The following is a 25,336-nucleotide window of genomic DNA, read 5'->3' as shown; positions in this document are numbered from 1 at the left end:
CGTACGCACCGCCCGGTCCCGGGTGCCCTCGACGGCGCCCGGTCGCGAAATGGGGACTGGCATGGCCACGGAACACGTCGACGTCCTGATCGTCGGTGCCGGACTCTCCGGGATAGGGGCCGCGTGTCACCTGCGCGAGCGATCGCCGGGCAAGTCCGTGCTGATCCTGGAGGGTCGCGACGCGATCGGCGGGACCTGGGACCTGTTCCGCTACCCCGGGATCCGCTCCGACTCGGACATGCACACGCTCGGGTACTCCTTCCGCCCGTGGACCGCCGCCGAGTCGATCGCCGACGGCGCGGCGATCCGGGACTACATACGCGACACCGCGCGCGAGCACCGCGTGGACGACCTGGTGCGCTTCGGTCACCGGGTGCTCGACGCCGAGTGGTCCGGCGAGACGGCCCGCTGGACGGTCCGGGCCGAACGTACGCCCACCGGCGGCGAAACCGGCGTGGACCGGCAGCACGACCCGGACGGGACCGCGGCCCGGAACGCGAGTGGGAACACGACTCGGGAGCCGGGCGGGGCCGCGGCCCGGGAGCCGGGTGGGACCACGACTCGGGAGCCGGGTGGGACCACGACTCGGGAGCGTGGGAGCGCGACCGAAAGCGTCGAGCTGACCTGCTCGTTCCTGGTCGTGTGCACCGGCTACTACCGCTATGACCAGGGCTACACCCCGGACTTCCCCGGCCTGGACGACTTCGCCGGTCGGGTCGTGCACCCGCAGGCGTGGCCCGAGGACTTGGACTGCGCCGACAAGCGGGTGGTGGTGATCGGCAGCGGTGCGACCGCCGTCACCCTGGTCCCGTCGCTGGCCCGCACGGCCGCACACGTGACCATGCTCCAGCGCTCGCCCGGCTACGTGATGGCGCTGCCCTCGCGCGACGTACTGGGCGCACGATTGCGCCGGGTGCTGCCGGATCGGTTCGCCTGTCCGCTGATCCGGGCCAAGAACGTCGGCATGGCCATGCTCGCGTTCCAAGTCTCGCGCCGGGCACCGGCGTTGATGAGGTCGTTGCTGCGCAAGGACGCGATCCGCCGACTGCCCGAGGGCTACGACGTGGACACCCACTTCGCCCCGCGCTACGACCCGTGGGACCAGCGGATGTGCTTCGTCCCCGACGGCGACCTGTTCACCGCCCTTTCCGGCGAACGCGCCTCGATCGTCACCGACACCATAGCCGGCTTCACCGAGACCGGCCTGCGGCTGAACTCCGGCGCCGAACTGGCCGCCGACGTCGTGGTGACCGCGACCGGTCTGAACCTGCTCGCCATCGGCGGGATGACGCTGCGGGTCGACGGAACCCCGGTCGAGTTGTCCGAAACGGTGGCCTACAAGGGCATGATGCTCTCCGGCGTGCCCAACTTCGCGCTCGCGCTGGGCTACACCAACGCCTCCTGGACGCTCAAATGCGACCTGGTCAGCCAGTACGTCTGCCGACTGCTGAACCACATGGACGCGCACGGCTATCGGGTGTGCCTGCCGCAGGCCCCCTCGGCCGACACGCCGCTGGAGCCGCTGATCGATCTGAAGTCCGGCTATGTGCTGCGCGCTGCGGCGAAGTTGCCCAAGCAGGGGCCGACCCCGCCGTGGCGGCTGCACCAGAACTACCCGCGCGACGTGCTGATGCTCAGGCACGGCTCGCTCCGGGATCGCGGCATGCGCTTCGCCCGTACGGCGACCCCTCCGAGCCCGACGGCCGATCAGTTCAAGGCCCCGACCTCACGCAGATAGGCGTCCGTCCGGTCCGGCTCGTACAGGAAGTTCTCGAAGTCGGCCGGGGTGTCGATGGCGCGGGCCACCCGATCCGCCACGTGCCGGTTGTCGTTGCCCGCCGCGAGCAACCGCACCACATGCTCGGGCGGCGGCGCGAGCAGCGCGGTGGTGAACTTCACCGAGTGGCGGGCGTACGCCCAGAACCGCTCGAAGGTGTCCAGCATCCAGTCCCGGTCGAACGGCTTGTCGCCGTGCTCGACGATCGCGGCCAGGTACACCGCCGCCGCGCGGGCCGCGCTGTTCGCACCCTGACCGCTGATCGGGTCGTTCGCCACCACCACGTCCGCGATGCCCAACGCGAGCCCACCCGACGGGAGTTCCGCCACCGGGCGGCGCACCACGGGGGTGAAGGCGCCGCTGAGCACGCCGAGCGCGTCGGTCAACTCGGCCGCGCGCGTGCGCTCGTAGTCCCACGGCGCGTACACGCGGATCAACTCCAGTGTCAGCGCCCAGTGTTCCTGCGCGTCACGAACGCCGGTGAACAGGTCGAACGGACCGCCCGGGATCGCCTCGACGAGCACGATCTCGCACGGCCCGGTCAGCGTGAGGCCGGGCAGGTAGTACAACTCGCCCAGTCCAGGGATCACGTTCAGGTGCACCGCCTGGCGGCCGACCTCCGGGCGCGGCGTGACGCCGTGCAGGTAGGACACGGCCAGCCGGCGCTGCGGAACGGTGTGCACCGAGCGCTCGTGGTCGCGGTCGAACATGGTGACCAGTTCGCCCTTGCCCGCCGCGACGATCACCAGGTCGTAGTTCCCGCTGTACCAGTCGATGTCGCCGACCGAGACCGGATGCAGCACCACGTGGCCGCCTCGCTGGGCGAACAGCTCCAGCCAGGTGGACATCTTCAGCCGCTGGTCGACCGACTCGGACCCGCCCATGTCGCCGAGCCAGTCGACGAACGGCACACCGTCCGGCCCGGGGATGGTGAACCCGGTGTGCGGCAGCTTGGGTACCTGGTCGTCCCACAGGTCCAGGTTCTGCGCTGCCTCCAGGGCGAGTTGCGACGGGAACATCATCTGTGTCGAGCTGACCCGGCCGGCCCGGATCTCCTCCGGTGTGCGCTCGGTCATCACGGTGACGTCGTAGCCATGGTCCTGGAGCCCCAACGCGAGCTGAAGCCCGGAGTGGCCGGCACCGACGACGAGGATCCTGCGCACGGATGACGCTCCTTCCGGTTCACGGTCGAATGCATGTTATGGCCACGCATCCTGTGCCCGGACGGGCGCCCTCGGTATCCCGGACCTGATCGCGCCTGCGGCTGGGCAGCGAACACGGCTGATGCCGACGCTGCTTGGTCGAGCGAGGCCTGATCCGCCGGACAGGGCCTAGGCGGGCGGGGCGTCGCGGCGGGCGCGTTGGAGCAGCCAGGGGATCGTCAGGTGGTGGATCGGCGCGGCGGCGCCCCAGATCGGGCGCACGACGGGCCGCTCGAAGCGCACCACGGTGGTCCACACGACGCTCGCGTCGCGCACGAGCACGATGTTGTACGCGGTGATCAGGCGCGAGCGGGCGGTCACGGTGATCGAGTCGGCGTCGGCCGCCGCGATCGGCCGGCCCAGGATGTGCTTCGGCGAGGGCCACGGGCCCAACCGCAGGCGCAGCACCGCGGTCCATCCGGTGAGCAGCACGCCGCGCAGGGCGAGCGGGGCGCCCTCGAACACGGCGCGGGCCCATTGTTCGGGCGTCCACGAGCGTGCCGTCGGGGTGGGCAGCTCGAACGCCGAGGTGTAGTGGGCGTCCGTCAGGTCCGGTTCGGACGGGAGGTCGGACGGTACTTCGACCCGTCGCGCGCGGTCGGTGCTCACGCGCGGCCCTCCCTTCGACGACGATCCGGCGGGATCGATCCTAACCGGGGCGTCCGGGGCCGAATCCATCGGCACACCATCGACGACGAGGGGCCGGTGGGGGCGATGGAAGTGGTCAGGGCGGCGGCGCGGGCCGGCAGTAGGAGCGGCTGACCCGACGGTCGGCCACCCGGACCAGGGCCTCCAGGAAGGCGAGGCGGAAGGGGCCCAGTCCCGGGGCGTCGCACAGGCGGAGCACCCGCGCGGTCCAGGCCGCGGACGTGCCCGGGGCACGCGAGGCGTCCGGGGCTCTCCAGGCGCCCGCGCGGGGATCGACGTGCGTGCCGCCCGCGAGGAGCACGGTCGGGTCCAGGACGATCGCGGGCACCCGGCGGTCGCCGGGCACCTCGACCGGGCCGAACCGGTCGCCGGTCTCGACGCCGAGCACGCGCGGCACCGTTCGTTCCACCTCGTCCGGCATCGGCCGGATCGACACCCGGACCTGCCCGTGGTGCGCGGCGACCAGGTAGGTGATCAGATCCGCGTCGGGCACGCCGGTGAGCAGGTGGACCTCGGGGTGCAACAGGGCGAGCACGGAGACCAGTTCGTGCCGGAAGTGTGCGCGCGAGTGCGTGCCCCGGTCGTGGCCGGACTTCGCCCATGGGCCCGGCCCCGGTGGTTCGGCGCCGGGCGGGCAGTCGTCGCACAACATCGCCTGGAACGCGGCATGCGCCTTGCCCAGGTCGTGGAACCGCCCGGCGAGCGCCGCGGACGTGACCAGGTGTCCGGGGATCACGAACCCCGTCTCGGCCAGCTCGGCGGCCACCGTACGCACGTCGCGCTCGACGTCGGCCAGATGTTGCGGCAGGTCCACCCAGCGCTCCGCGCACGGCTCCTCGGGCCGCTCGACGTCGGCCGGGAGGCCGTCGTCGCGAAGGCCGTCGTCGCGGTGGCCGTTGTCGAGGCGGACGACCGGGACCGGCCCCGGGTGCCGGCTCCCCCAGCCCGATGCCACGTGGTAGCACCCGACTTCGGCGGCGGCCAACACCACCGCGCCCGGTCGCAGGTCGGCCGGCGTCAACGGCCGGCATCCCCCGGCCCGATCGAAGGTCCACCACCCGCTCGGCCGGCGGGCCAGCGCCTCGGCCACCTCGGCGACCGGCACCGGGCACATCTCCACCCGGCGGGGGTACGGCTCGCGCTCGTCGGGGCGGCCGGCCGGCCAGTGCCGCCACGCCACCGCGACGTGCGGGTCGGCGTCGTCCCGGATCCAGCGGGCCACCTCGTCGGCCCCCGCTTCGTCGGCGTCCGGCGCCGGCAGCGTGTCGAACAGCCGCATCAGATCCGCACGCCGCAACACGTGCCGTACCGGAGCGCCCGTCGCCACCGCGATCCGCGGCAACCGGGCGGTGGTCACCGCGTGCCCCTCCAGATCGGTCAACGCCCGTGCCGCGCAGCGCAGATCCGCACCGGCGTAGGGCACGTGCCCGGCCCCGCCGGCCCGGTCCACCGGCGGCCACGTCCACACCAGGCGCGCGTCCGGCTCACGGCCGTCGCGATTGCACCGCCCGGCCCGCTGCACGATCGACGGCCACGGGGCCACCTCGGTCAGCAGCACCCGCGCGGTGACATCCACGCCGGCCTCGACGACCTGGGTGGTCACCACGATCTGCCCGGCCGGCCCCGGCTCCTCGGCCAACCGCTCGACCAGGGCGGCGCGTTCGGGTGGGCGGAAGCGCGCGTGCAGGCCGAGCACCTCGGGTGCGAAAGCCCGTCCGGTCGCCAGGACGTCCAGCGCCGCCCGTACCGCGTCGGCTCGTTCGTCCGTGTTCAGGACCGCCATCGTTCGTGTCCCCGGCCGGTGCCGGCGGAGCAGTTCCTCGGCCACCGCCGCAGGGTAGGACTCGGGAATCGCGGGCATGGCGGCGAACTCGATCGTGCGTACCGCCTCCAGGCGCCGGGCCAACTCGGCGTCGAGGGGCAGGTCCAGGGCGTTCACCACACGGGCCACCGTGGGGTGGTCCGGGGTGCCCAGCCGGGACGGATCGGGCATCGCCGTCATCCACATCGTCGACGACCCGCCCACCGTGCCCAACTCGTCGCGCAGACCCTGGAGTTGCGCCGACGTCTCCAATCCCGGTCCCATCAGGTACGGCTCGTCGAAGACGAACCGGGTGCCGGCGTGCAGCAGTCCGAACGACAACGGCCAGGACGCCCGCCCTTCGCCGTGGCCGCGCATCAACAGGCGGGACAACACCAGGTCCTGGGTGCCGATCAGGACGGTCGGCCGGGCCGGCCGCACCTGCCAGTCGTCGACCTCGGGTTCGGCCCCGACGGACAACACGTGCACGTCGACCTCCGCGGCGTGGCCGAGCCGCTCGATCCAGGCGCCGATCAGCCGACGGGTCTGCTCGACCGAGGAGCGCAGCGGCAACACGTAGACCAGCCGGCCGGGCGTCGCCCGGCGCACGGCGGACCTGGGATGTGCCAACCTGCGCCACAACCAAGGCAATACGGCCGCGACCGTCTTCCCGCACCCGGTCGGCACGCACAACACCTGCGGCAGGTCGTCCCGCGCGAGGGTCTCCTGATACGCGTACGGCACCGATCCCGTCGCCGTGCGCACGAACTCGGCGAAAGAGCATTCCGTCATCCGGTTCATCACCGCCCCGTCGTCCGGCTTGAGGCCGGACACCGAGCATCCTGCCGGCCGGTGCCGACTTCGGTGGGCGAATCCCCCGACGGCGCCGGGCGACCGCACCGGCTGTGGCCGGCGCACGCCCGACGTGCCCCGGCGACACGCTGCGACCTCGCCGGACGCCTCGCCTATGGTGGGATCCATGGAGAGTCCGCCGCGGCACATACCCGAGCACGTCAACCCGCTGCGCGCGCTTTCGCTCGCCGAGCTGCGGCAGCGCACCAGCGAGAAGTGGCGGGTGTACCCGGAGGACGTGTTGCCGGTGTGGGTCGCCGAGATGGACGTCCCGCTCGCCGAGCCGGTCGCACAGGCGATCATCGACGCGGTCCGCCTCGGCGACACCGGCTATGCCACGGGTACCGCGTACGCCCGGGCCTTGTCCGACTTCGCCGCCAAGCGCTGGGACTGGCACACCCTCGCGGTGGAACGCACCGCGATCGTGCCGGACGTGATGCTCGGTGTGGTCGAGATGCTCAGGCTGGTCACCGACCCCGGCGGTCGGGTGATCGTCAACTCGCCGGTGTACCCGCCGTTCTATGCGTTCGTCACGCACATGGACCGGCAGGTCGTCGAGGCCCCGCTGGGCACGGATCACCGGATCGACCTCGACGTCCTGGCGGCCGCCTTCCGCGAGGCCCGCGCGAGCGGCGAGCGGGTCGCCTATCTGCTGTGCAACCCGCACAACCCGACCGGCACCGTGCACACCGAGGCGGAGCTGACCGCGGTGGCGGCGCTGGCCGCCGAACACGGGGTGCGGGTCGTGGTGGACGAGATCCACGCGCCGCTGGCCTCGCCGGACGTGTTCGTGCCATACCTGAGCGTGCCCGGCGCGGAGAACGGCCTGTCGCTGATGTCCGCCTCCAAGGGCTGGAACCTGGCCGGGCTCAAGGCCGCGCTGGCGGTGGCCGGTCCGGCCGCCGCCGATGACCTGGCCCGGATGCCCGCGGAGGCGGGGGACGGTTGCAGCCACCTCGGCGTGATCGCGCACACCGCGGCACTGCGCGACGGCGTCGGGTGGCTGGACGCACTCCTGGTCGGACTCGACGAGAACCGGCGCCTGTTGGCCGAACTGCTCGCCGACCGATTGCCGAGCGTGCGCTACACCCCGGCCCAGGGCACCTACCTGGCCTGGCTGGACTGCCGCGAACTCGGCCTCGGCGACAGCCCGGCGACACGCTTCCTGGAAGAGGGTCGGGTCGCCCTGAGCTGCGGCACGTACTTCGGCACCGGCGGCGCGGGGCACGCCCGATTCAACCTGGCCACCCACCCCGACATCCTCACCGAGGCGGTCGCCCGGATGGCGGCCTCGATCCGGGCCTAGGCCCTGACCGGCAACATTGCCCCGGCGCGGCCCCAGGGAGTGTCTTCAATGCCTGGGGCGCCGAACCGGCACGCTCACTGCGGTGGGCGCTGCCGGGCGGCGTACTCCAACGCGTGCAGGAGGTAGGCGGCGGACGGGTCGGCATGGTCGTTGCGCAGCGCCCACAGCGCGATCTCGGTGGGGAACTGTACGTCGGCGAACGCGATCACCACGCCCGTGCCGTCCAGGAACAGGCGGCTGCGGGCGCTGCCCAGGTCGATCCAGGTCGCGGCGACCGCGAGCGCGGCGCCCTCGTCCACGCAGGGCAGGTAGGCGAACCGGCCGTCGACGAGGTCGGCGGGCAGGACCCGGACGGCCCGGCGGACCCGGGTCAGGTGCTCGTCGAACGCGCGCCGGTGCTCGTGCGCCGGCCACGGCAGGCGCGACCGCCACAGCAGGCACGTACACCAAGCGAGCACCTCGGCGGCGTCCGGATCGGCGTCGGCGCCCGAGCGCCCGGCCGCGTCGGGGTGCGGCTCGGTGCGCAACACGTGTCCGACCCGGACCCGCTCGAACCTCTCGTCGGCGTCCCGCGGTCGATTCGGCTCTTCCTCGCTCAACGATCCGATCCCGTTCTCGCACGTTTCGTCGCGACACGTTCGGTCCCGACACCGACACGGTAGTCCAACCACCCGGCTCACGACCGCACCCGCCTGCGTCGGTGGCTCGCCTCCCTGCCCGCGTCCGGTCCGTGCGCATCCAGCGGCCCCCAACGGCTCCCGTTCGCAACGGACTTCGGCTGTTGACGTCCTGGTCCAGACCAATTACCTTCCAAGAGGCATTTTGGTCCAGACCAATCTGCCATGCGACTGCTTCGGATCACGGTCGATGTCCCACATCGACGATCGTGATCACCCCGGTGAGGCGCGCGCGTGCACGGTTCCGTACCGCCCTGTACCACGCACACAGGGAGAGAGCCATGTCCCCTCACAAACGCAGATTCCGCAGCCGATTCCGCAGCCGGGCCCTGGCCCTGCTCGCCGTCCTCGTCCTGCCGCCGGCCGTACTCACCGGGCTGTCCGCAGGTTCCGCCCAGGCCGCCGGCAAGCTCACCGCGACGTTCTCCATCCAGGACAACGGCTCGTGGTGGAAGGGCACCTACGTCGTACACAACGGTGGCACCGCCGCCGTGACCGGCTGGCAGTTGGAGTTCGACCTGCCCGCCGGCGTCACCGTGACCGGCAACTACTACGGCGACGCCACGGTGACCGGAAGCCACGTCTCGGTCAAGAACGCCTACTACAACGGGACCATCGCGGCGGGCGGCAGCACCGACCCGTTCAGCTACTGGTTCATCGGCAACGGCCCGGCCGGGCCACCCCTGCACTGCACCGTCAACGGCGACAAGTGCGACGGCTCGCCCGACGTCCCGCCCTCCGCGCCGGGCGCCCCGCGAGCCACCACCGTCACCGCGCGCACGATCGCACTCGGCTGGAGCGCCGCGACCGGCGGCGACTACCCGGTGGCGGGCTACGAGGTGGTCTCGGGCGGCAACACGGTCGCGACCGTGCCGACCAACTCGGCCACCCTCACCGGCCTGACCCCGGCCACCGCGTACACCTACGCGGTCCGGGCCAAGGACACCCGGGGCAACCTCGGCCCGCTCGGCCCGCCCACGACGGTGACCACCGTGGACCCGGCGAGCGATCCGACCCCACCGACCGCGCCGGGCACCCTGCGCAGCACCGGCAAGACCTCCTCCACCGTCGCGCTGGCCTGGACCGCGTCGACCGACAACGTCGGCGTGGCCGCCTACGACGTCTATCGTGACGGCACCCTGGCCAAGACCGTCCCGGCCGGCACCACCGCTGCCACGATCGAGGCGCTGTCCCCGGTCACCAGGTACACCTTCACGGTCAAGGCCCGAGACGCCGCGGACAACGCCTCGCCCGCGTCCAACGCGCTCGACGTCACCACCGACGACATCGCCGGCACGGGCAAGAACCTGCGGGTCGGCTACTTCGTGCAGTGGGGCATCTACGGCCGCCAGTACTTCGTGAAGAACCTGGACACCTCCGGCTCGGCGGCCAAGCTCGACGTGATCAACTACGCGTTCGAGAACATCGATCCGGTCAACCTGACCTGCATGGCCGGCGTCACCAAGGGCACCACCGCCAACCCGCAGGACCCCGACCAGGGCACCGGCGCGGGCGATGCGGACGCCGACTACGCCCGGCCGATGTCGGCCGCGCAATCGGTCAACGGGGTGGCCGACGACGGCTGGGCCAAGCTGCGCGGCAACTTCAACCAACTCAAGCAACTCAAGGCGAAGTACCCGCACTTGAAGGTGGTCGTCTCGCTCGGCGGCTGGACGTACTCCAAGTTCTTCTCGGACGCGGCGGCCACCGAGGCGTCCCGGCAGAAGCTGGTCAAGTCCTGCATCGACATCTGGATCAAGGGCGACCTGCCGGTCTACAACGGCGCGGGCGGCCCGGGTACCGGCGCCGGCATCTTCGACGGTATCGACGTGGACTGGGAGTGGCCCGGTTCGCCCGACGGCCACGCCGGCAACCACTACAACGTCAACGACAAGCAGAACCTGACCCTGCTGCTCGCCGAGTTCCGCAAGCAACTCGACGCGACCGCCGGTCCGCGCAAGCTGCTGACCGCGTTCACCCCGGCCGACCCGGTCAAGGTGAACCAGGGCTGGGACGTCTCGAAGATCTTCGACTACCTGGACGTCGCCAACGTCCAGGGCTACGACTTCCACGGCGCGGGCAGCGACAACTCGTGGGAGCCCAACCGCACCGGTGACCAGGCCAACCTGTACACCGACGCGCAGGACCCGTATCCGACCCACTTCAGCATCGACGACGCGGTGAAGATCTACACCGACGCCGGCGTCAATCCGCGCAAGCTGACCATCGGCTTCCCGTTCTACGGCCGAGGTTGGCAGGCCGTCGCCGACGGCGGCGCGCACGGCGAATGGCAGGCGGCCGGCGGGGCGGCACCCGGCCAGTTCGCCGAGGAGGCGGGGACCAGGGGCTACTCGAACCTCCTTGCCGGCGTGCCCAATCTGACCGTCTACCACGACGAACAATCCGTCTCGACCTACGGCTATACCGGGGCCGGCGGCCAGTGGTGGACGTTCGACGACGCGTGGTCGATCGCCAAGAAGACGGCCTACCTCAAATCCAAGAACCTACTCGGCGCGATGATCTGGGAGATGTCCGGCGACACCGCTAACGGAGCCCTGATCACCGCGCTCGACAACGGACTCAAGTAGCGCGCGGAGTCGGCAGTCGGCAGTCGGCAGTCAACACGACAGGCAAGGCCGACGCCGGGACAGTCGTCTCGACGTCCGATCCCGTACCGCCGTCCGGTCCCCTCCGGGCGGCGGTACGGCCGTGTCCGGCCCCGCTCCCGAAGCACCCGAGGTACGAGCGGTACGACCGCCCGCCCCGGGGGTCCGGATCAGGCGAAACCCGCGACCGGTCGCGGTGTGTACGGCCGTTCCAGGCGGTCGATCTCGTCCTCGGTCAGCGTCAGCGTCAGCGCCGCCACCGCGTCCTGGATGTGGCCGGGCTTGCCCGCGCCGACGATCGGCGCGGTCACCCCGGGCCGGCTCGCGATCCAGGCCAGCGCCACCTGGGCACGCGAGACGCCGCGCTCGGCCGCGATCGTGGCGACCGCCTCGACGATCGGCCGGTCCGCCTCGCCGTACAGCGTCCTGCCGAACTCGTCGGTCTCGCTGCGCGCGCTGTCCGCGCCCCAGTCGCGGGTGAGCCGGCCCCGGGCCAGCGGGCTCCACGGGATCACCCCCACGCCCTGATCGGCGCACAGCGGCAACATCTCCCGCTCCTCCTCGCGATAGAGCAGGTTGAGGTGGTTCTGCATCGACACGAACCTGGTCCAGCCGTGTCGTTCGGCGGTGTACTGGGCCTTGGCGAACTGCCACGCGTACATCGAGGAGGCGCCGATGTAGCGGGCCTTGCCCGCCTTGACCACGTCGTGCAACGCCTCCATGGTCTCCTCGATCGGCGTCGCGGTGTCCCAGCGGTGAATCTGGTACAGGTCCACGTAGTCCGTGCCCAGCCGGCGCAACGAGTTGTCGATCTCGGTCAGTACGGCCTTGCGGGACAACCCCGCCGCGTTGGGTCCGGGCCGCATCCGGCCGTTGAGCTTGGTGGCGATCACGATCTCGTCGCGGCGGGCGAACTCGCCCAGCGCCCGGCCGACGATCTCCTCGCTGGTGCCGTCCGAGTAGACGTTCGCGGTGTCGAAGAAGTTGATCCCGGCCTCGACGGCCTGTCGGATCAGCGGGCGGGCGGCCTCCTCGGGCAGCGTCCAGGGGTGCGTGCCCCGCTCCGGCACGCCGTAGCTCATGCAGCCGAGACAGATCCGCGAGACGTCCAACCCCGTGCTGCCGAGCTTCACGTACTTCATCCCGTGCCGTCCTCTTCCTCGTGCTCTCGTACGCCCCCCCGCGGGCCGCGCCCACGCGCCGTGCGCGCCTGCCGCGTGGCACCGGCGAGTCCCCGCTCGCCGGCCGCGACGATCACGAAGATATCCCGCGCGGCGACCGCCCCCGTGAGCGGTCGCCGCGCCCGCGCGTCGAACTCCTCGGCGCCGGCTCGACGCGGGCGTCCGCGTGGTCAGCCGGAGAGGCCGTCGCGGCGGTTGCGGGCCAGGACGGAGAGCAGTTCGTAGCCCACGTGCGCGGCGGCGATGCCGGTCAGTTCCGCGTGGTCGTAGGCGGGCGCGACCTCGACGATGTCGGCGCCGACCACATTCAGGCCGACCAGGCCGCGCAGCGTGTTGAGCAGTTCGCGGCTGGTCAGCCCACCCGCCTCGGGCGTGCCGGTGCCGGGCGCGTGCGCGGGGTCGAGCACGTCGATGTCGACCGAGACGTAGACCGGGCCGGTGCCCAGGCGCCGGCGCATGCGCTCCACCACCGAGGCGACGGTGGCGTCCTGGTAGTCGTCGCTGTGCACGACCTGGAAGCCCAACACGCCGTCCTCGCGCAGGTCGTCGGGCCCGTACAACGGCCCGCGGATGCCCACGTGCAGGCAGCGGGCCGGATCCAGCAGGCCCTCCTCCGACGCGCGGCGGAACGGCGTGCCGTGCGTGTACGGCTCGCCGAAGTAGGTGTCCCAGGTGTCCAGGTGCGCGTCGAAGTGCACCACCGCGATCGGGCCGTGCTCGGCGGCCACCGCGCGCAGCAGGGGCAGCGCGATGGTGTGGTCGCCGCCGATGGTCAGCAGCCGGGTGCCGCGCGCGGAGAACGCGCGGGCGGCCTGTTCCAGGTCGGCGATCGCGGCGCTGATATCGAACGGGTTGACCGCGATGTCGCCCGCGTCGGCGACCTGCTGCTCGGCGAACGGCGACACGTCCAGTGCCGGGTTGTAGGGCCGCAGCAGCTTGGACGAGGCGCGTACGTGCGCGGGGCCGAACCGGGCGCCGGGGCGGTAGCTGACGCCGCTGTCGAACGGCACGCCCACCACCGCGACGTCCACGTGCTCGACCTCGTCGGCGCGCGGCAGCCGCGCGAAGGTGGCCGGGCCGGCGAAGCGGGGTACACGCGTGGCGTCGATGGGTCCTCGGGGGGCGCCGGTCATCGCTCGGTCCTTTCATCGGTGTGGTCGTCGAGGGAGGCGTAGGGGTCGGCGACGGGGTTCACGATCGGTGCGTACAACTCCGGTCGGCGGTCGGCGAACACGTCGTTGTGCGCGCCGATCCGCTTGTCCCGGGCGTCGGCGAGCCGACAGCGGGCGAGCAGCAGGTGTTCGGCGTCCTCGGCCGGTGGACCGGCGAGCGGGAAGCCGTCCGGGTCGACGATGATCGAGCCGCCGACCCACGAGGTGCCGCGTTCGGGGCCCGCGCGGTCGCACGCGGCGACGAACACCCGGTTCACCGCGGCGTTCGCCTGCACCCGGATGTCCTCGGCCGGCCGCTCGCCGGCGGGTCGGGGCGCGAACGGCCAGTTCACCGGCGCGCACAGCAGGTCCGCGCCGCGCAGTGTCGCGGTACGCACCCATTCGGGGAACTCCAGGTCGTAGCAGACCACCACCGCGATCCGCCCCACGCTGGTGTCCACCACCGGCGGCAACTCGCTCCCGGGGACGAACAGTTCGCTCTCGCGGCCCCACAGGTGCGCCTTGCGGTAGCGGGCCCGTACGCCGCTCGGGTCGACCAGGACCGCCGAGTTGCGGATCGCCCCGTCGGCGTCGCGCTCGGCGAAGCCGCCCACCACGATCAGGTCGTGTCGCCGGGCCGCGTCCTGCCAGCCGGTCACGGTCGGCCCGTCCACCGGCTCGGCGAGTGCCGCGGCCTCGGCCGCGTCGCGCAACACGTAGCCGCTGTTCACCAGTTCGGGCAGGACCAGCACGTCGGCCCCGGCCTCGGCGGCCCGCTCGATCGCGGCCAGCGCCGCGCGGCGATTGCCGGCCACGTCGCCGACGGACAGCGCGAGTTGCGCGCAGGCCACCACGGTCTCGGTCACGTCACACCCCCTGCGGCGCGTCGGCGCCTTCGAGTTCGGCCTCGCTCGCGCGCTCGGCGGCCCGTTCGGCGGTCAGGTCCAGATCGCGGCACAGCCACGCGTACAGCGCGCCGCCGACCAGCAGGCCGACCACGAAGGACAGGTCCGCTCCGTCGAGCGCGTCCGCCACCGGTCCGGTGAAGAAGCTGGTCTTGAAGAACGGGATCATCGCCGCGAAGCCGACGGTGTAGGCGGTCAGGCCGCGCCAGGACCACCGGCCGTCGATGCCGCGCGGATCGAAGATCGCGGTGACCGCGTAGTGGCCGCGCCGGACGAGGTAGAGGTCCACCAGGTTGACGGCCGTCCAGGGGATCAGGAAGTAGAGCATCATCAGCACGAAGTCGTTGAAGCTGCCCAGGTAGTCGTCCGGGAGCACGATCGCGACCACGAAGACGATCGCCTCGATCGCCACGATCCCGGCCACCCGGACCCGCACCGTGGGCCGCACCGGCCGGAAGGCGTCGATCGCGCTGGTGGCGGTGAGCATCGCGCCGTAGGCGTTCACCGCCATGATGCTGATCAGCGCGAGCGAGGAAACCAGCACGGCGAACGTGCCGAAGCCGGGCACGATGTCGTTGCCCACCTTGCGCACCGCGCCGATCGCGTCCGGGTCCGGCAGCGCGGAGGCGAGCAGCGCGCCCAGCGACATCAGCCACGCCGCCGAGCCGGCCGCGCCCGCGTAGGTCCACCAGATCACCTTGCGCGCGGGCACATCGGCGGGCAGGTGGCGGGAGTAGTCCGAGACGTGGACGGCGTAGCTGATCTGGTAGCCGGCCGCGCCGGAGAAGACCACCAGGAACGCGGTCCAGGACATCCCGTCGCCGCCGGCCGGCGTGGCCACGTCGAGGTTGACCATCGCGCCGACGCTGAGCACCCCGAAGACCGCGATCAGCGCGTAGGTCAGCCACCGCTGGACCAGGTGCAGCAGGTCGTGGCCGACCACGGCGAGCACGATCGCGATCGAGATCAAGACCGCGTACCACAGTGTCGAGCCGCCCGGCAGCACGGTCTGTAGGCCCTCGGTGGCCGGCACCACGTTGAAGACGTTGAAGCCGACGTAGACGAACACGACCGCGACGAACGGGACGATCGCACCGCGGATGCCGAACCGGGCGCGGGACCGGATCATCTGCGGCAGGCCCATCCGCGGACCCTGATTGGCGTGGAAGGCCATGAAGAAGGTGCCGAAGCACGCCCCGAGCACCACGGCCGGCACCGACCAGCCCAGGCCCAGGGCCGGACCGATGAAGCCGGTGACCATCGTGGTGAGCACGAAGTTGCCGGTGAACCAGAACGGACCCTGGTGCCACACCTTGCCGTGCCGCTCCCGGGCCGGGACGTAGTCGATCGAGCGGGTCTCGATGGCCACCCCGCCGGGACGCGGCGCGGTGTCCGCCCCGGGGCCGGTCGCGACCGGCCCGGCCGCCGGGACGGCGGCGTGGCGGGCGGTGGCGGGGGCCGCGCGCGGTGGCCTGGTGGCGTCCATGCGCTCTCCTGCGGTCCTGGGTCCCGTTCGGTCGACGCGTCGGGGACGACGGTCGGGGGGACGAAGCGTGATCGATGGGATGACGCTCGAAGGTACGCCCGGTTAACAACCGTAAACGATCGATATCGTGTCGAATTCGAAGGAGACGGGTGGACACTATGTCCATGACCTCGTCGACGATTCCACCCTCCGCACCCACCGACCGGTCCGTCATGCCCGATTTCTCCGGTGCCCTGCGCATCTCCGATCTGGTGGCCCTGCCCGACCTGCGCCTGGCGGTCGCCGCCGGCGCCGAGCACCTGGACCGGCGGGTCGAGGCCGCGCACGTGTCCGAGCTGCTCACTCCCGGCCACTGGCTCCAGGGCGGCGAGCTGCTGATGACGATCGGCCTGCTGCTGCCGATGACCGACACGGCCTGCGTCGCGTACGTGCGCGACGTCGCGGGCGCGGGCGCGTGCGCCCTGGTGCTGGGCCTGGGTCGGGAGCTGCCGCACCAAAGCGCGCCCGAGCCGTTGATCCGGGCCGCCCTGGCGGCCGGCCTGCCACTGCTCACGGTCCCGGACGAGGTGCCCTTCATCGCGGTCACCAAGGCCGTGTTCGAGGCCCGAGCCGCCCGGCAGCGGCTGGCCCTGGAGCACGCGTTCGAGGCGCAGCGCCGGCTGACCATCGCGGCGGCCTCCGGCAATGGTGTGCCGGCCACGCTGCGCGCCTGGCGGGCCGCGACCGGTGTGGACGCGATCGTCGCCGACCCGGTGGGCCGGTTGGTCGCGGACAGCCTGGGCGGTCCGCCCGAGGCGCCGGGCGCCGACGGCTCGGCGGACGCGGTGGCGCTGCTGGCGGCGAGCACCGACCTGATCCGGAAGGTGGCCGCGCGGGGCCTGCACGGCAGCGGCAGCAGCAGGGACGCACAGGGCGTACGGGTGGAGGTGCAGCCGTTGGGCGCCCGGCGGCTGCGCGGGCTGCTGGTGCTGGCCGGTCCGGTCGAGTCGGCGGCCCGGCTGTTGGTGTCCGGCCTGGTGTCGCTGCTGTCCCTGGAGCTGGAGCGCCGGCACCTGGCCGACGAACCGGTGCGTCGGCGTCGGGCCGCGCTGCTCGGTCGGTTGCTGGCCCCGGGCACCACTCCCGAGCAGGCGCGCGACGTGCTGGCCGCGGCCGGGTTGGCGGCGCGGGAGGTGCGCGGTGTGGTGGTGGGTCTGGATCCGAATCCGGCGGACGCGGACACCGCGCGCCTCGACGCGGCCGAGCTCGCGGCCGACCTCGCACTGGCCCTGCCCGGCGGCCTGGTCCGGGTGGCGGGCGGCGCGGTGGAGGCGGTGCTGGGCGCCGAGCTGGACGTACGGGCCATCCTCGGCCGCTTCGCCCCGGGTCGGGCGGCGGGCATCGGCCCGGCCGCCGCGCCGGACGCGGCCGGGTCCTCGATCCGGCAGGCGCGCGGCCTGCTCGCGGTGAGCCGGGCCGCCGGGCATCCGGTGGAGGCCCGGCACGGCACCGCGAGCAGGCTGCTGCTCGGTCTGGCCGACGCGGGCACGCTGGCCGGCTACGCGGACGCGGTGCTGGGGCCGATCGACGCCGCCGACCCCGGCGGCGAACTGGCCGCGACGCTGGCCGTGTGGTTGGAGACCGGCGGCTCCTGGGACGAGACGAGTCGGCGCCTGGACGTGCATCGGCACACCGTGCGCAATCGGGTGGACAAGGCGATGCGGTTGACGGGCCGGCGCCCGCAGGACGGTGACGATCGCTTCGATCTGTGGCTGGCGGCCCGCATCCGCCGCGACAGTCTGGGCTGAACCTCGCGCACCGTCCCGGGGCGCCGGCCGCCGCTACCGGGGGGCCGTCCTCATCGCAGCACCGCCGGTGCGGACTCCTTCGACGGGGTCGGCGCGTTCGAGGTGTCGGCGCCGCCACGCGCCAACAGCCGCTCGAGCGCGAAGCTGCCCGACCCGAACACCACGATCAGCAACAGGGCCCAGCAGAACATCGCCGACGCCTCGCCACCGTTTTGGATCGGCCACAGATCCAGCTTCTGGTGCTCGGTGAAGTAGGCGTACGCCATCGATCCGGACGAGACGAACGCGGCGGCCCGGGTGCCCAGCCCGAGCAACACCAGCCCGCCGCCCACGAGTTGAATCACGGCCGCGTACCAGCCGGGCCACTCGCCGGAGGGCACGGTGCCGCGCCCGCCGTCCGGGAAGCCGAACAGCGAGGCGGTGCCGTGGCAGGTGAACAGCAGTCCGACGACGATCCGGAACAGGCCCAGTACATGGGGTTTGGCGGACTCGACGAAGGCGTGCGGAATAGGTGACATCGGACGGCTCCTGGGGGGACGGAGTGCGGGAGATTGGTCCAGACCAGTCTTGACGGGCCGTCCCGACAGCGACAATGCCGAACTTCTCGACCGGCACAAAATGGCAAGTGGACCGAGTGGACAGCACCCCACCAACCAGTGACCCTGCACCGCGCGCGTCCTCCCCCGTGGACCGCCGCGATCCACCCCCGGCCACCGTGCCGAACCGCCCTCGGCGACGAACTGCCGCCGAGGTAAAGGGCGTCGATCCCGACCGTGACGGTGACAACAGAGGCGGGTCGACACCCAAGTTTCGTTTGACGTCCGGTGGATTCGCAGGGACAGTGTGTGTGCGCACCGATGCGAACAGTTGCCCTAGCCGCAATCGGGCGCTTCCTGGTCGACCCCGCACCCCCTTGCGAGGAGTGATCCGTTCATGGGCGTTTTTGCGTCGAATGCTCGCGACCGAACGATCCCGGAACGGTCGGCGAGCTGTTCGAGGACGCCGCTCCGGGACCTGAACGCCGGTTTCCCGACCGCGAGTTCAGCTCGGGTGATCCGGCCGCGCCGCGCGGGCTAGCGCATGCGCGCGTTCCCCGGCCGCCCGTGACGCGCGCGCGGACGCCCGCTGATCGCAAGCCCGGGTCGGATCGAATCGGCGTTCACCGTACGGCGATCCAACCGCGTCCGAACCGGAAGCGGAGGCGCCGGTACCGCCTGCCCCGATCGCACCGGCACCCCACGAGCCCGCCGGCGCCGGCGCGCCCGACCCCGAAAGGCCCGCACATCGGGCCCTGTTCCGGTCGCCCACACCGTGCCCGGTCCGCCGCGCCCGCCCTCGACGGGCCGCCCCTCGCGAGCACCATCGTCGCGATCTCCCTCCCACCGACCATCCTTCAGGGATCACTGCCCGTGTTGCGATTACTCCGCCGTCCCCCTCACGTCGCCGACGCGACCCGGCCCGGTCGACCCCGACGACCCGCCCCGGCCCGCGCCGGCCGACGGACGAGCACCCCCGCACACCCGGCGAATCCGCACCCCTTCGGGTGCGCACGATCCGGCCGGTCCGGCCGAAGGGGCGAACTCGGATGAAGATACGTCGCTCCCGCCCGGCGACCGCCGACGCGCCGGCACAGCCCGCCGGCCCCCCGCGGCCTCCGGCCGACTCGGCGCGGCCCCCGTTGCGGATCCGGGTCACCGCCCGGATTCGCCCCCGGGTGCGCGGCCTGATCACGCTCATGGTCGTCGTGCCCTCGGCGGGCATGGTCTTCTTCGCCGGATCCGCGATCCTGACCATGGTCGAACAGGCCCAGGCCGCCGACCACGCGCACGACCTGGTCCGGGTCTCCGCCGACGCCGGCGAGGTGGGGCGCCGACTCCAGGCGGAGAGCGCCGCCGCGGTGACCCTGCTCTCCCGCGGCCCCGGTCCGATCACCAGCGCCGACTACCGGACCGCGATCGACGCGAGCGAGAGCGCCATCCGCCGCTACGAGAACCGGCGCCGCGACCTCGAACCCGCCTCCGCCGGCGAACGCGCCGCACTGACCGCGGTGGACACCGCGCTGCGCGGTCTGCCGGGCCTGCGTACCCAGATCGACCAGCGGGGCGTGGCCACCTCGGCGGCGGCGGTGCGCTACTGGGCCTGGATCGGCAGCACCGTGGACCTGCGCGCCCGGGTCGCGCTGGACCCGGGCGTGTCCACCGACATCGCCGCCCGACTGCGCGCGATCACCTCGCTGGCCCAGGCCCGGGCCGCACTGGGCCAGCAACAGGTCACCGTGCTGCGCTCGCTCGGCGCCGGACCGCTGGGCGGGCCGGTGCTCAAGGCGGCTTCCACCGCACGCGCCGCGCACGACCAGGCGCTGGAGGCGTTCGCGGTCACCGCCCCGACCGGCTGGCGCGACCGCCTCGCCCGGGCACTGGCCGGTTTCGAGATGATCCGGGTCGCGCAGACCGAGGACGCGCTCGGCCGCGACTCGCTCGAACCGGACGTCTGGCGCGCCGCGTTGGCCGAACGCGCGGACCGCCTGTGGTCGGTGGAGCAGCGGGCCGACGCCGACATCGCGCGCGAGGTGGCCGACGTCACCGGCGACCGGTGGTGGCTGGCCGGCGTTCAGGGCGCGGTGCTGATCGGCGCCGTACTCGCCGCCGCCGCGGCCGCGGCCTGGCTCGGCCGCCTCCTGCACCGGCGCCTGCGGACCCTGGCCGAGCGGGTCACCGAGATGACCCAGAAGACATTGCCCGCCGTCGAGGCCGACCTGCGCCGCCGCGACGCGTTGGGCCCGCACGAGAGCGGCGCGGCGTACGCGGTCAAGATGCTCGGCCCGCAACCGGACCGCGAGCGCGGCGCCGACGAGATCGCCGACCTGGCCCGCGCGCTGACCCGACTCGCCTACAGCACGGTCGAACACAGCGCGTCGCTGGTGCTGGCCCAGCGCGAGTACAACGACGCGCTCGGCGACGTCGCCCGACGCATCCGGGTGCAGACCAGCCGGGTCAGCAGCGCCCTGGACCGGCTCCAGGAATCCAACCTGACGGTGGATCAACTGGGCACGGTCTTCGAGGTGGACCACGGCAACGAGGGCACCAAGCGGCTCGCCGACTCGATCGCGGTGCTCAGTGGGCAACCGCCGAACCGCCTGTGGCCCGACACCCCGCTGTACGAGGTGGTCCGGGCCGGCGCCCAGCGGGTGACCAACTACGAACGCCTGCCGGACATCGCGTTCAAGGGCATCCCCACGTCCGTCACGCTCGCCGGCGACACGGTCGGCGCGGTGACCCAGATCGTCGGCGAGATCGTCGACAACGCGGCCCGCTTCTCCGGTCGGCACGAGGTCGAGGTCACCGCCGAACGCACCGAGGCGGGCGTCCTGGTGCGCGTGCGGGACCAGGGCGTGGGCCACCACGACCCGGAACTGCTCAACCGGCGGCTGCGCACCGACGTGGACGCACTGCCCTCGCTGCGCCAGACCGGCCTGACCGTGGTCGCGCTCCAGGCCCGCCCGCTGGAGATCGAGGTGGAGCTGCAACCGGGCACGGACGGCGGCACGGTGGTCGAGATCGTGCTGCCGCACGCGATCATCGCCTCGGTGGGCCGCCATCGACGCCGGGTGGAGCATGTCACCCGGCCGGGCACGCCGCAGATCGGCCCCGCGCGCCCGATCGCCATCGGCGCCGGCGTGAACGGCCACGGCCACAACGGCGACTCCGCGAACGGCAGCACCGCCAACGGCAGCCAACCGCACGGAGCGGATCCGAGTGCGTCCGCCCCGATCGTCGGCGGCCCGCTGCCCGCGAATTACGCGCCCGAGTTGACCGCGCAGGGCCTGCCCCGCCGCGAACGCCGCACCGGACAAGCGACCCAGTTCCGTCGTACCGCCCCACCCACCCGTGACATCGCGCAGGCCAGCGCCGCCGCCGCCTCGTTCGGGCGCGGCGCCCGCGACCTGCCCTTCACCCGGACCCCCAAGGAATCCCCATGACCGAGCCCGCCGTCGACCAGAGCGTGCTCGACGACTTCATGCGCCAGTTCGTGCACGACCACGCTCCCGACGTGCTGCACGCGGTCGCCGCCAGCGGCGACTCGCTGCTGGTGGCCCAGGCCTCGCTGTCGGGTCGCATCCGCACCGACGCCGCCGCGCAGGCGGCGTGGATCGCGAACGCGGAGAAGATCGCGTCGAGCGCGCCCGGTGCCCTGCTCATGCAGGACTACAGCGCCGACCTGATGGGCCTGGGCCCGGTCAGTGTGCTGATGTCGCAGGCCGAGCACGGGCTGCTGCTCACCATGGGCAACACCAGCCCGGGACCGGACGGGCAGGTGCACCCCTCCGCGCTGATCGTGGCGACCACCTGGAACGCCGACGTCGGCAACCTGATCCGGGCGATGCACGCGCTGATGGAGCGTGTCGGCCCGTCCCTGACCCCGCTCGCGCGCGGTCGCGGCCTCCAGCCGCAACCCGCCCGCATGCCGGCTCCCAGCCGGGTCTTCTGACCCCACGATCCCGGCTGCCCCCGCCGGGCGCCCCGGCCATCCGCCGGGTCGTCCGGAGTATTCGCGCGCCCCGGCCCACCGGCCGATCCGGCGCGTCCGCCCCGTCCGGCTCCCGCGCGCCCCAAGACCGCCTTCCACGTCGTCGCGCGAGCGAACCGGCTGCCACACCCGGAGAGTTCGAACCCCCGTATCGCGAACCTGCCGAGAGAGAGACCGACATGCGCAGCAGCAGCAGTAGACGGTTCCGCAGCACCCGCGTCCCGCTGGCCCTCGCCTCCACCGGCTTACTGCTGGTGTTGTCGGCGTGCTCGGGCAGCGCGGCCGGTGACGACAAGGGCAAGGCATCCGAGGCCGTCGCCAAGATCGGCCTGCTCACCCCCGCGAGCGGTCCGTACGCCGCCGTCGGCGAGGACACCCGGGCGGGGCTTGAGCTGTACCGCGACACGCACGGCGGCAAGCTCGGCGGGCTCAAGGCGGAGGTCGTGGTGCGCGACGAGGGCGCGGGTCCGCCGACCGCCGTCCCGGCCGCGACCGAACTGGTCAAGCAGCAGAATGTGTTGGCCATCACCGGCATCGTCAGCGGCGGCAGCGTGGCCGGTGTGCTGCCGATCGCGGCGGCCAACAACACGGCGCTGATGGGCGTCGCGGGCCGACCCGAGTTCCCCGACCCCAAACTGACCGCGCACGTCTGGTCGTTCAACACCCAGTCCTACGAGGCCGGCGCCGCCGCCGGTCCCTGGGTCAAGGAACACGTCAACGGCCCGGTCTACGCGATCGGCCCGGACTACCAGGGCGGTTGGGACCAACTCAAGGGCTTCACCGAGTCGTTCACCAAGGCCGGCGGCACGCTGGCCAATCCGGACGGGAAGACCACCTTCACCCCCTTCCCCGCCACCCAGAACTTCCTGCCCTACCTGAACAAGATCGCGCAAAGCGGCGCCAAGGCCGTCTACGCGTTCTACGCGGGCACCGCGGCGGTCGACTTCGTCAAGCAGTACAAGGCCTCCGAGGCGGCCAAGCTCCCGCTGTACGGCAGCGGACCGCTGACCGAGGGCCGCCAACTCGACGCGCAGGCCGACGCCGCCGCCGGGATCACCACCTTCGCCACCTACGGCGCGGACCTGGACAACCCGGCGAACCGGGCGTTCGTCGCCGCGTGGCAGCAGCGCCACCCGGACCGCAGCCCGACCATCTACGCGGTCGCCGCGTGGGACATCGCCCGGTCGTTGGACACCGCCATCGCCGCCGTCCGCGCCGAGAAGAAGGCGCTCACCCCCGAGGCGGTGAACACCGCGCTGGGCAACGTCGGGCAGATCGACAGCCCCCGCGGCGTGATGCAGCTCAACCCGGCCACCCACTCGCCGGTGCAGCAGTGGTACCGCTTCGAGGTGCGCAACGACGGCCCCAAGCGGGCCAACGTGGCGGTCGAGCAACTCGCCGTCCTCGGCGGCTGATCCCGCCGGTCCCGTTCCCCACCACTCCACCCACCCCAGGAGGGCTCTTGTACGCGTTCGCCGAAGCCGACGACATCACCTTCCAGTTGGAGACCCTGCAGAGCCTGCTCGACCCCAGCACCCGGATGGTGCTGGACTCCCTCGACGACCCGACCGGCCAGGAATGGCTGGAGATCGGCTACGGACTGGGCAGCATCGCCCGGGAGTTGTCCCGCCGCATCGGTCCGATCGGCGTCGTACACGCCACCGACCTGGACGCGCGCCCGCTCGCCGCGCCCGTCGACGGCGCGCCGATCCGCACCTTCCCGCTGGACCTGCGCACCGACGAACTGCCGCGCCGGCCCTACCGGGGCATCCACGGGCGGCTGGTGCTGCTGCACATACCCGAGCGCCGGGCCATCCTGTCGCGCCTGGTCGACGCGCTGGAACCCGGTGGCGTCCTGGTCGTCGAGGACTGGTACTGCCCCGAGCCGCCGCGCGTCCTGGCCTGCGCCGACCCCGCCGACGAGAAGGTGTTCACCGAGGTCGTGGCGGGCATCCTGGCCGAACTGCGCAGCCGGGGCGCCGACCTGGAATGGGCGGCGGCGACCAGGGACGCGTTCGTCGAGGCGGGCCTGACCGACGTACGGGTGACCCGTTCCGACGCGGACTGCGCCGGACCCGGCCTCGCGCACCGCCTGTACGCCTGCAACGCCCGGCAACTCCGGTCTCGGCTCGCCGAGTCGGGCCTGGACGACGACATCCTGGACCGCTTCCAGGAGGTCGCCGGCCGGCCGGGCCTGGTCACCACCGGCTGGCGGCTGTATTCCACGATCGGCACCAAGCCGGCGGCCGGCTGACCCGAGACGGCGCACCGACCTCGCCCCCTGTCGACGCTCCGACAGGGGGCGAAGTCGTCGGCGCCCGGCCACGTGCCCTCGAACGACGCGGGTGACGCTCTGTACGGTCGACGGGACAGTGGGTGAAGGGCGGTCGGGCGCTCCGCCGGGCCTCGACTACAACTGCCTCGACTACAACTCGCGTACCGGTCGGCCGGCCAGGAACGCGCCGATGTCCTCGACCGCGTCGGTGTACGCCAGCGTGTAGTTGCCCTGGGTCGCGTAGCCGATGTGCGGCGTGAGGATGGTGTTGGGGGCGTCCAGGATCGGGTCGTCGGCGGGCAGCGGCTCCACCTGGTGCACGTCCAGCGCGGCACCGGCGATCCGACCCTCGTGCAGCGCGGCGAGCAGGGCGGCACGGTCCACGATCGCGGCCCGGGAGGTGTTGATCAGGTACGCGGTGGGGCGCATCAGGGCGAGTTCCGCCGCGCCGACCAGGGACCTGGTCCGCTCGCTGTAGCGCACATGCACGGAGACGAAGTCGGCGCCGCGGAAGAGTTCGTCCTTGGCGACCACCTCCACACCGAGTTCCGCACCGCGCTGGGCCGTCAGGTTTTGGCTCCAGGCCATCACCCGCATCCCGAACGCGGCGCCGATCGTGGCCACCCGCGCGCCCAGTTTGCCCAGACCGATCACCCCGAGAGTGGATCCGGCGAGGTCCGACCCGATGCCGCGCTGCCATCCGCCGGCGCGCAGGCTCGCCTCCTCGGCGCCGGTGCGGCGGGCCAGTTCGAGGATCAGCGCCCAGGTCAGCTCGGCCGCCGGATGCGGCAACAACCGCGTTCCACACACCGTGACGCCCTGCGCACGGGCCGCCTCGATGTCGATGGCGGCGTTGTTCATCCCGGTGGTGACCAGCAGCCGCAGGCTCGGCAGTCGCGCGAGCAGCCCGGCGGGAAACGCGGTGCGCTCGCGCATCGCGATCACCGCGTCGAACGGCGCCAACCGCTCGACCAGCGCCTCGGCGTCGGTCACGTGGTCGGGGAAGAACGCGACCTCGGTGCCTTCCGGCAGCTTGCACCAGCAGTCGAGCGCCGCGGCCGGCCCCTGGTAGTCGTCGATGACGGCGACCCGAAACACCTGTCGTCCCCCCGCGTCCGGCGACCGCCGGAGCGCGGATCACCCGGTCGGCTCGCG

18 protein-coding genes are annotated in these 25,336 nt (G+C 72.5%); 8 read left to right on the top strand and 10 right to left on the bottom strand.

Going from position 1 to position 25,336, the window contains the following annotated elements; all coding sequences use genetic code 11:
• Positions 1-61 precede the first annotated feature (61 nt).
• Entirely contained in the window at positions 62-1,738 is a 1,677-nt protein-coding gene (locus tag OG948_RS48545; protein WP_331771435.1) for an NAD(P)/FAD-dependent oxidoreductase, read from the top strand.
• Here OG948_RS48545 and OG948_RS48540 read toward each other — a convergent pair.
• The 3 genes from OG948_RS48540 to OG948_RS48530 form a co-directional block, all read right to left on the bottom strand.
• Entirely contained in the window at positions 1,708-2,940 is a 1,233-nt protein-coding gene (locus OG948_RS48540) for a styrene monooxygenase/indole monooxygenase family protein (RefSeq protein WP_331771434.1), read from the bottom strand. The two genes, OG948_RS48545 and OG948_RS48540, sit on opposite strands and share 31 nt — an antisense overlap.
• A gap of 168 nt (positions 2,941-3,108) precedes the next feature.
• Positions 3,109-3,588, bottom strand: coding sequence for a DUF2867 domain-containing protein (locus OG948_RS48535; RefSeq protein ID WP_331771433.1), 480 nt, complete (start codon positions 3,586-3,588; stop codon positions 3,109-3,111).
• Between the two features lie 115 nt (positions 3,589-3,703).
• On the bottom strand, positions 3,704-6,262 hold the full coding sequence (locus tag OG948_RS48530; RefSeq protein WP_331771432.1) for a DEAD/DEAH box helicase: 2,559 nt from the start codon (positions 6,260-6,262) through the stop codon (positions 3,704-3,706).
• A 145-nt stretch (positions 6,263-6,407) separates the two neighbouring features.
• On the opposite strand from OG948_RS48530, the gene OG948_RS48525 reads away from it, so the two are divergent.
• A complete protein-coding gene (locus tag OG948_RS48525; protein ID WP_331771431.1) occupies positions 6,408-7,586 on the top strand; it encodes an aminotransferase class I/II-fold pyridoxal phosphate-dependent enzyme in 1,179 nt (392 codons plus the stop codon).
• A gap of 74 nt (positions 7,587-7,660) precedes the next feature.
• Here OG948_RS48525 and OG948_RS48520 read toward each other — a convergent pair whose 3' ends face one another.
• The gene (locus OG948_RS48520) at positions 7,661-8,185 is read right to left on the bottom strand and encodes a hypothetical protein (RefSeq protein WP_331771430.1); all 525 of its coding nucleotides are present in this window, start codon (positions 8,183-8,185) and stop codon (positions 7,661-7,663) included.
• Positions 8,186-8,544: 359 nt separating this feature from the next.
• Between OG948_RS48520 and OG948_RS48515 the strand changes: the two genes are divergently transcribed.
• A complete protein-coding gene (locus tag OG948_RS48515) occupies positions 8,545-10,851 on the top strand; it encodes a glycosyl hydrolase family 18 protein (RefSeq protein ID WP_331771429.1) in 2,307 nt (768 codons plus the stop codon).
• Between the two features lie 188 nt (positions 10,852-11,039).
• On the opposite strand, the gene OG948_RS48510 is transcribed toward OG948_RS48515, so the two are convergent.
• The 4 genes from OG948_RS48510 to OG948_RS48495 all read right to left on the bottom strand — a co-directional run bounded on the left by OG948_RS48510 (position 11,040) and on the right by OG948_RS48495 (position 15,592).
• On the bottom strand, positions 11,040-12,011 hold the full coding sequence (locus OG948_RS48510) for an aldo/keto reductase (protein WP_331771428.1): 972 nt from the start codon (positions 12,009-12,011) through the stop codon (positions 11,040-11,042).
• A 209-nt stretch (positions 12,012-12,220) separates the two neighbouring features.
• Positions 12,221-13,183: an agmatinase gene (gene speB / locus OG948_RS48505; protein ID WP_331771427.1), complete on the bottom strand. Its 963-nt coding sequence runs from the start codon at positions 13,181-13,183 to the stop codon at positions 12,221-12,223.
• The gene (locus tag OG948_RS48500; RefSeq protein ID WP_331771426.1) at positions 13,180-14,067 is read right to left on the bottom strand and encodes a nitrilase-related carbon-nitrogen hydrolase; all 888 of its coding nucleotides are present in this window, start codon (positions 14,065-14,067) and stop codon (positions 13,180-13,182) included. The genes speB and OG948_RS48500 overlap by 4 nt, the downstream gene beginning before the upstream one ends.
• Position 14,068: 1 nt before the next feature.
• Complete coding sequence (locus tag OG948_RS48495; protein WP_331771425.1) at positions 14,069-15,592, bottom strand: cytosine permease; 1,524 nt, start codon at positions 15,590-15,592, stop codon at positions 14,069-14,071.
• A gap of 164 nt (positions 15,593-15,756) precedes the next feature.
• Here OG948_RS48495 and OG948_RS48490 point away from each other — a divergent pair, with 164 nt between their 5' ends.
• Positions 15,757-17,379, top strand: a complete 1,623-nt coding sequence (locus OG948_RS48490; protein ID WP_406300678.1) for a PucR family transcriptional regulator — start codon at positions 15,757-15,759, stop codon at positions 17,377-17,379.
• 50 nt (positions 17,380-17,429) lie between these two features.
• Here OG948_RS48490 and OG948_RS48485 read toward each other — a convergent pair whose 3' ends face one another.
• On the bottom strand, positions 17,430-17,897 hold the full coding sequence (locus tag OG948_RS48485) for a DoxX family protein (RefSeq protein ID WP_331771424.1): 468 nt from the start codon (positions 17,895-17,897) through the stop codon (positions 17,430-17,432).
• Between the two features lie 1,067 nt (positions 17,898-18,964).
• Between OG948_RS48485 and OG948_RS48480 the strand changes: the two genes are divergently transcribed.
• The 4 genes from OG948_RS48480 to OG948_RS48465 all read left to right on the top strand — a co-directional run bounded on the left by OG948_RS48480 (position 18,965) and on the right by OG948_RS48465 (position 24,160).
• Positions 18,965-21,358 (top strand): nitrate- and nitrite sensing domain-containing protein, encoded by a 2,394-nt coding sequence (locus OG948_RS48480; protein WP_331771423.1) that lies wholly within the window; start codon positions 18,965-18,967, stop codon positions 21,356-21,358.
• Entirely contained in the window at positions 21,355-21,867 is a 513-nt protein-coding gene (locus tag OG948_RS48475) for a hypothetical protein (protein WP_331771422.1), read from the top strand. The genes OG948_RS48480 and OG948_RS48475 overlap by 4 nt, the downstream gene beginning before the upstream one ends.
• A gap of 218 nt (positions 21,868-22,085) precedes the next feature.
• Positions 22,086-23,321, top strand: a complete 1,236-nt coding sequence (locus OG948_RS48470; protein ID WP_331771421.1) for an ABC transporter substrate-binding protein — start codon at positions 22,086-22,088, stop codon at positions 23,319-23,321.
• Between the two features lie 47 nt (positions 23,322-23,368).
• A complete protein-coding gene (locus tag OG948_RS48465) occupies positions 23,369-24,160 on the top strand; it encodes a methyltransferase domain-containing protein (RefSeq protein ID WP_331771420.1) in 792 nt (263 codons plus the stop codon).
• A 171-nt stretch (positions 24,161-24,331) separates the two neighbouring features.
• Here the strand turns inward: OG948_RS48465 and OG948_RS48460 are convergent, their stop codons facing one another.
• Positions 24,332-25,279, bottom strand: a complete 948-nt coding sequence (locus OG948_RS48460; RefSeq protein WP_331771419.1) for a D-2-hydroxyacid dehydrogenase family protein — start codon at positions 25,277-25,279, stop codon at positions 24,332-24,334.
• Positions 25,280-25,336 lie beyond the last annotated feature (57 nt).

The sequence above is a fragment of the Embleya sp. NBC_00888 genome (genome assembly GCF_045207655.1).
Classification (GTDB): Bacteria; Actinomycetota; Actinomycetes; order Streptomycetales; family Streptomycetaceae; genus Embleya.
Note: the sequence above shows the minus strand (reverse complement) of the source record. Positions and strands in the feature narration are given on the sequence as shown.

What these genes read in the sequence shown, in the direction of transcription:
- OG948_RS48545 (WP_331771435.1), top strand. Translation starts at nt 62, where the DNA reads ATGGCCACGGAACACGTCGACGTCCTGATCGTCGGTGCCGGACTCTCC.
- OG948_RS48525 (WP_331771431.1), top strand. Translation starts at nt 6,408, where the DNA reads ATGGAGAGTCCGCCGCGGCACATACCCGAGCACGTCAACCCGCTGCGC.
- OG948_RS48515 (WP_331771429.1), top strand. Translation starts at nt 8,545, where the DNA reads ATGTCCCCTCACAAACGCAGATTCCGCAGCCGATTCCGCAGCCGGGCC.
- OG948_RS48510 (WP_331771428.1), bottom strand. Translation starts at nt 12,011, where the DNA reads ATGAAGTACGTGAAGCTCGGCAGCACGGGGTTGGACGTCTCGCGGATC.
- speB (WP_331771427.1), bottom strand. Translation starts at nt 13,183, where the DNA reads ATGACCGGCGCCCCCCGAGGACCCATCGACGCCACGCGTGTACCCCGC.
- OG948_RS48495 (WP_331771425.1), bottom strand. Translation starts at nt 15,592, where the DNA reads ATGGACGCCACCAGGCCACCGCGCGCGGCCCCCGCCACCGCCCGCCAC.
- OG948_RS48490 (WP_406300678.1), top strand. Translation starts at nt 15,757, where the DNA reads ATGACCTCGTCGACGATTCCACCCTCCGCACCCACCGACCGGTCCGTC.
- OG948_RS48485 (WP_331771424.1), bottom strand. Translation starts at nt 17,897, where the DNA reads ATGTCACCTATTCCGCACGCCTTCGTCGAGTCCGCCAAACCCCATGTA.
- OG948_RS48480 (WP_331771423.1), top strand. Translation starts at nt 18,965, where the DNA reads ATGAAGATACGTCGCTCCCGCCCGGCGACCGCCGACGCGCCGGCACAG.
- OG948_RS48475 (WP_331771422.1), top strand. Translation starts at nt 21,355, where the DNA reads ATGACCGAGCCCGCCGTCGACCAGAGCGTGCTCGACGACTTCATGCGC.
- OG948_RS48470 (WP_331771421.1), top strand. Translation starts at nt 22,086, where the DNA reads ATGCGCAGCAGCAGCAGTAGACGGTTCCGCAGCACCCGCGTCCCGCTG.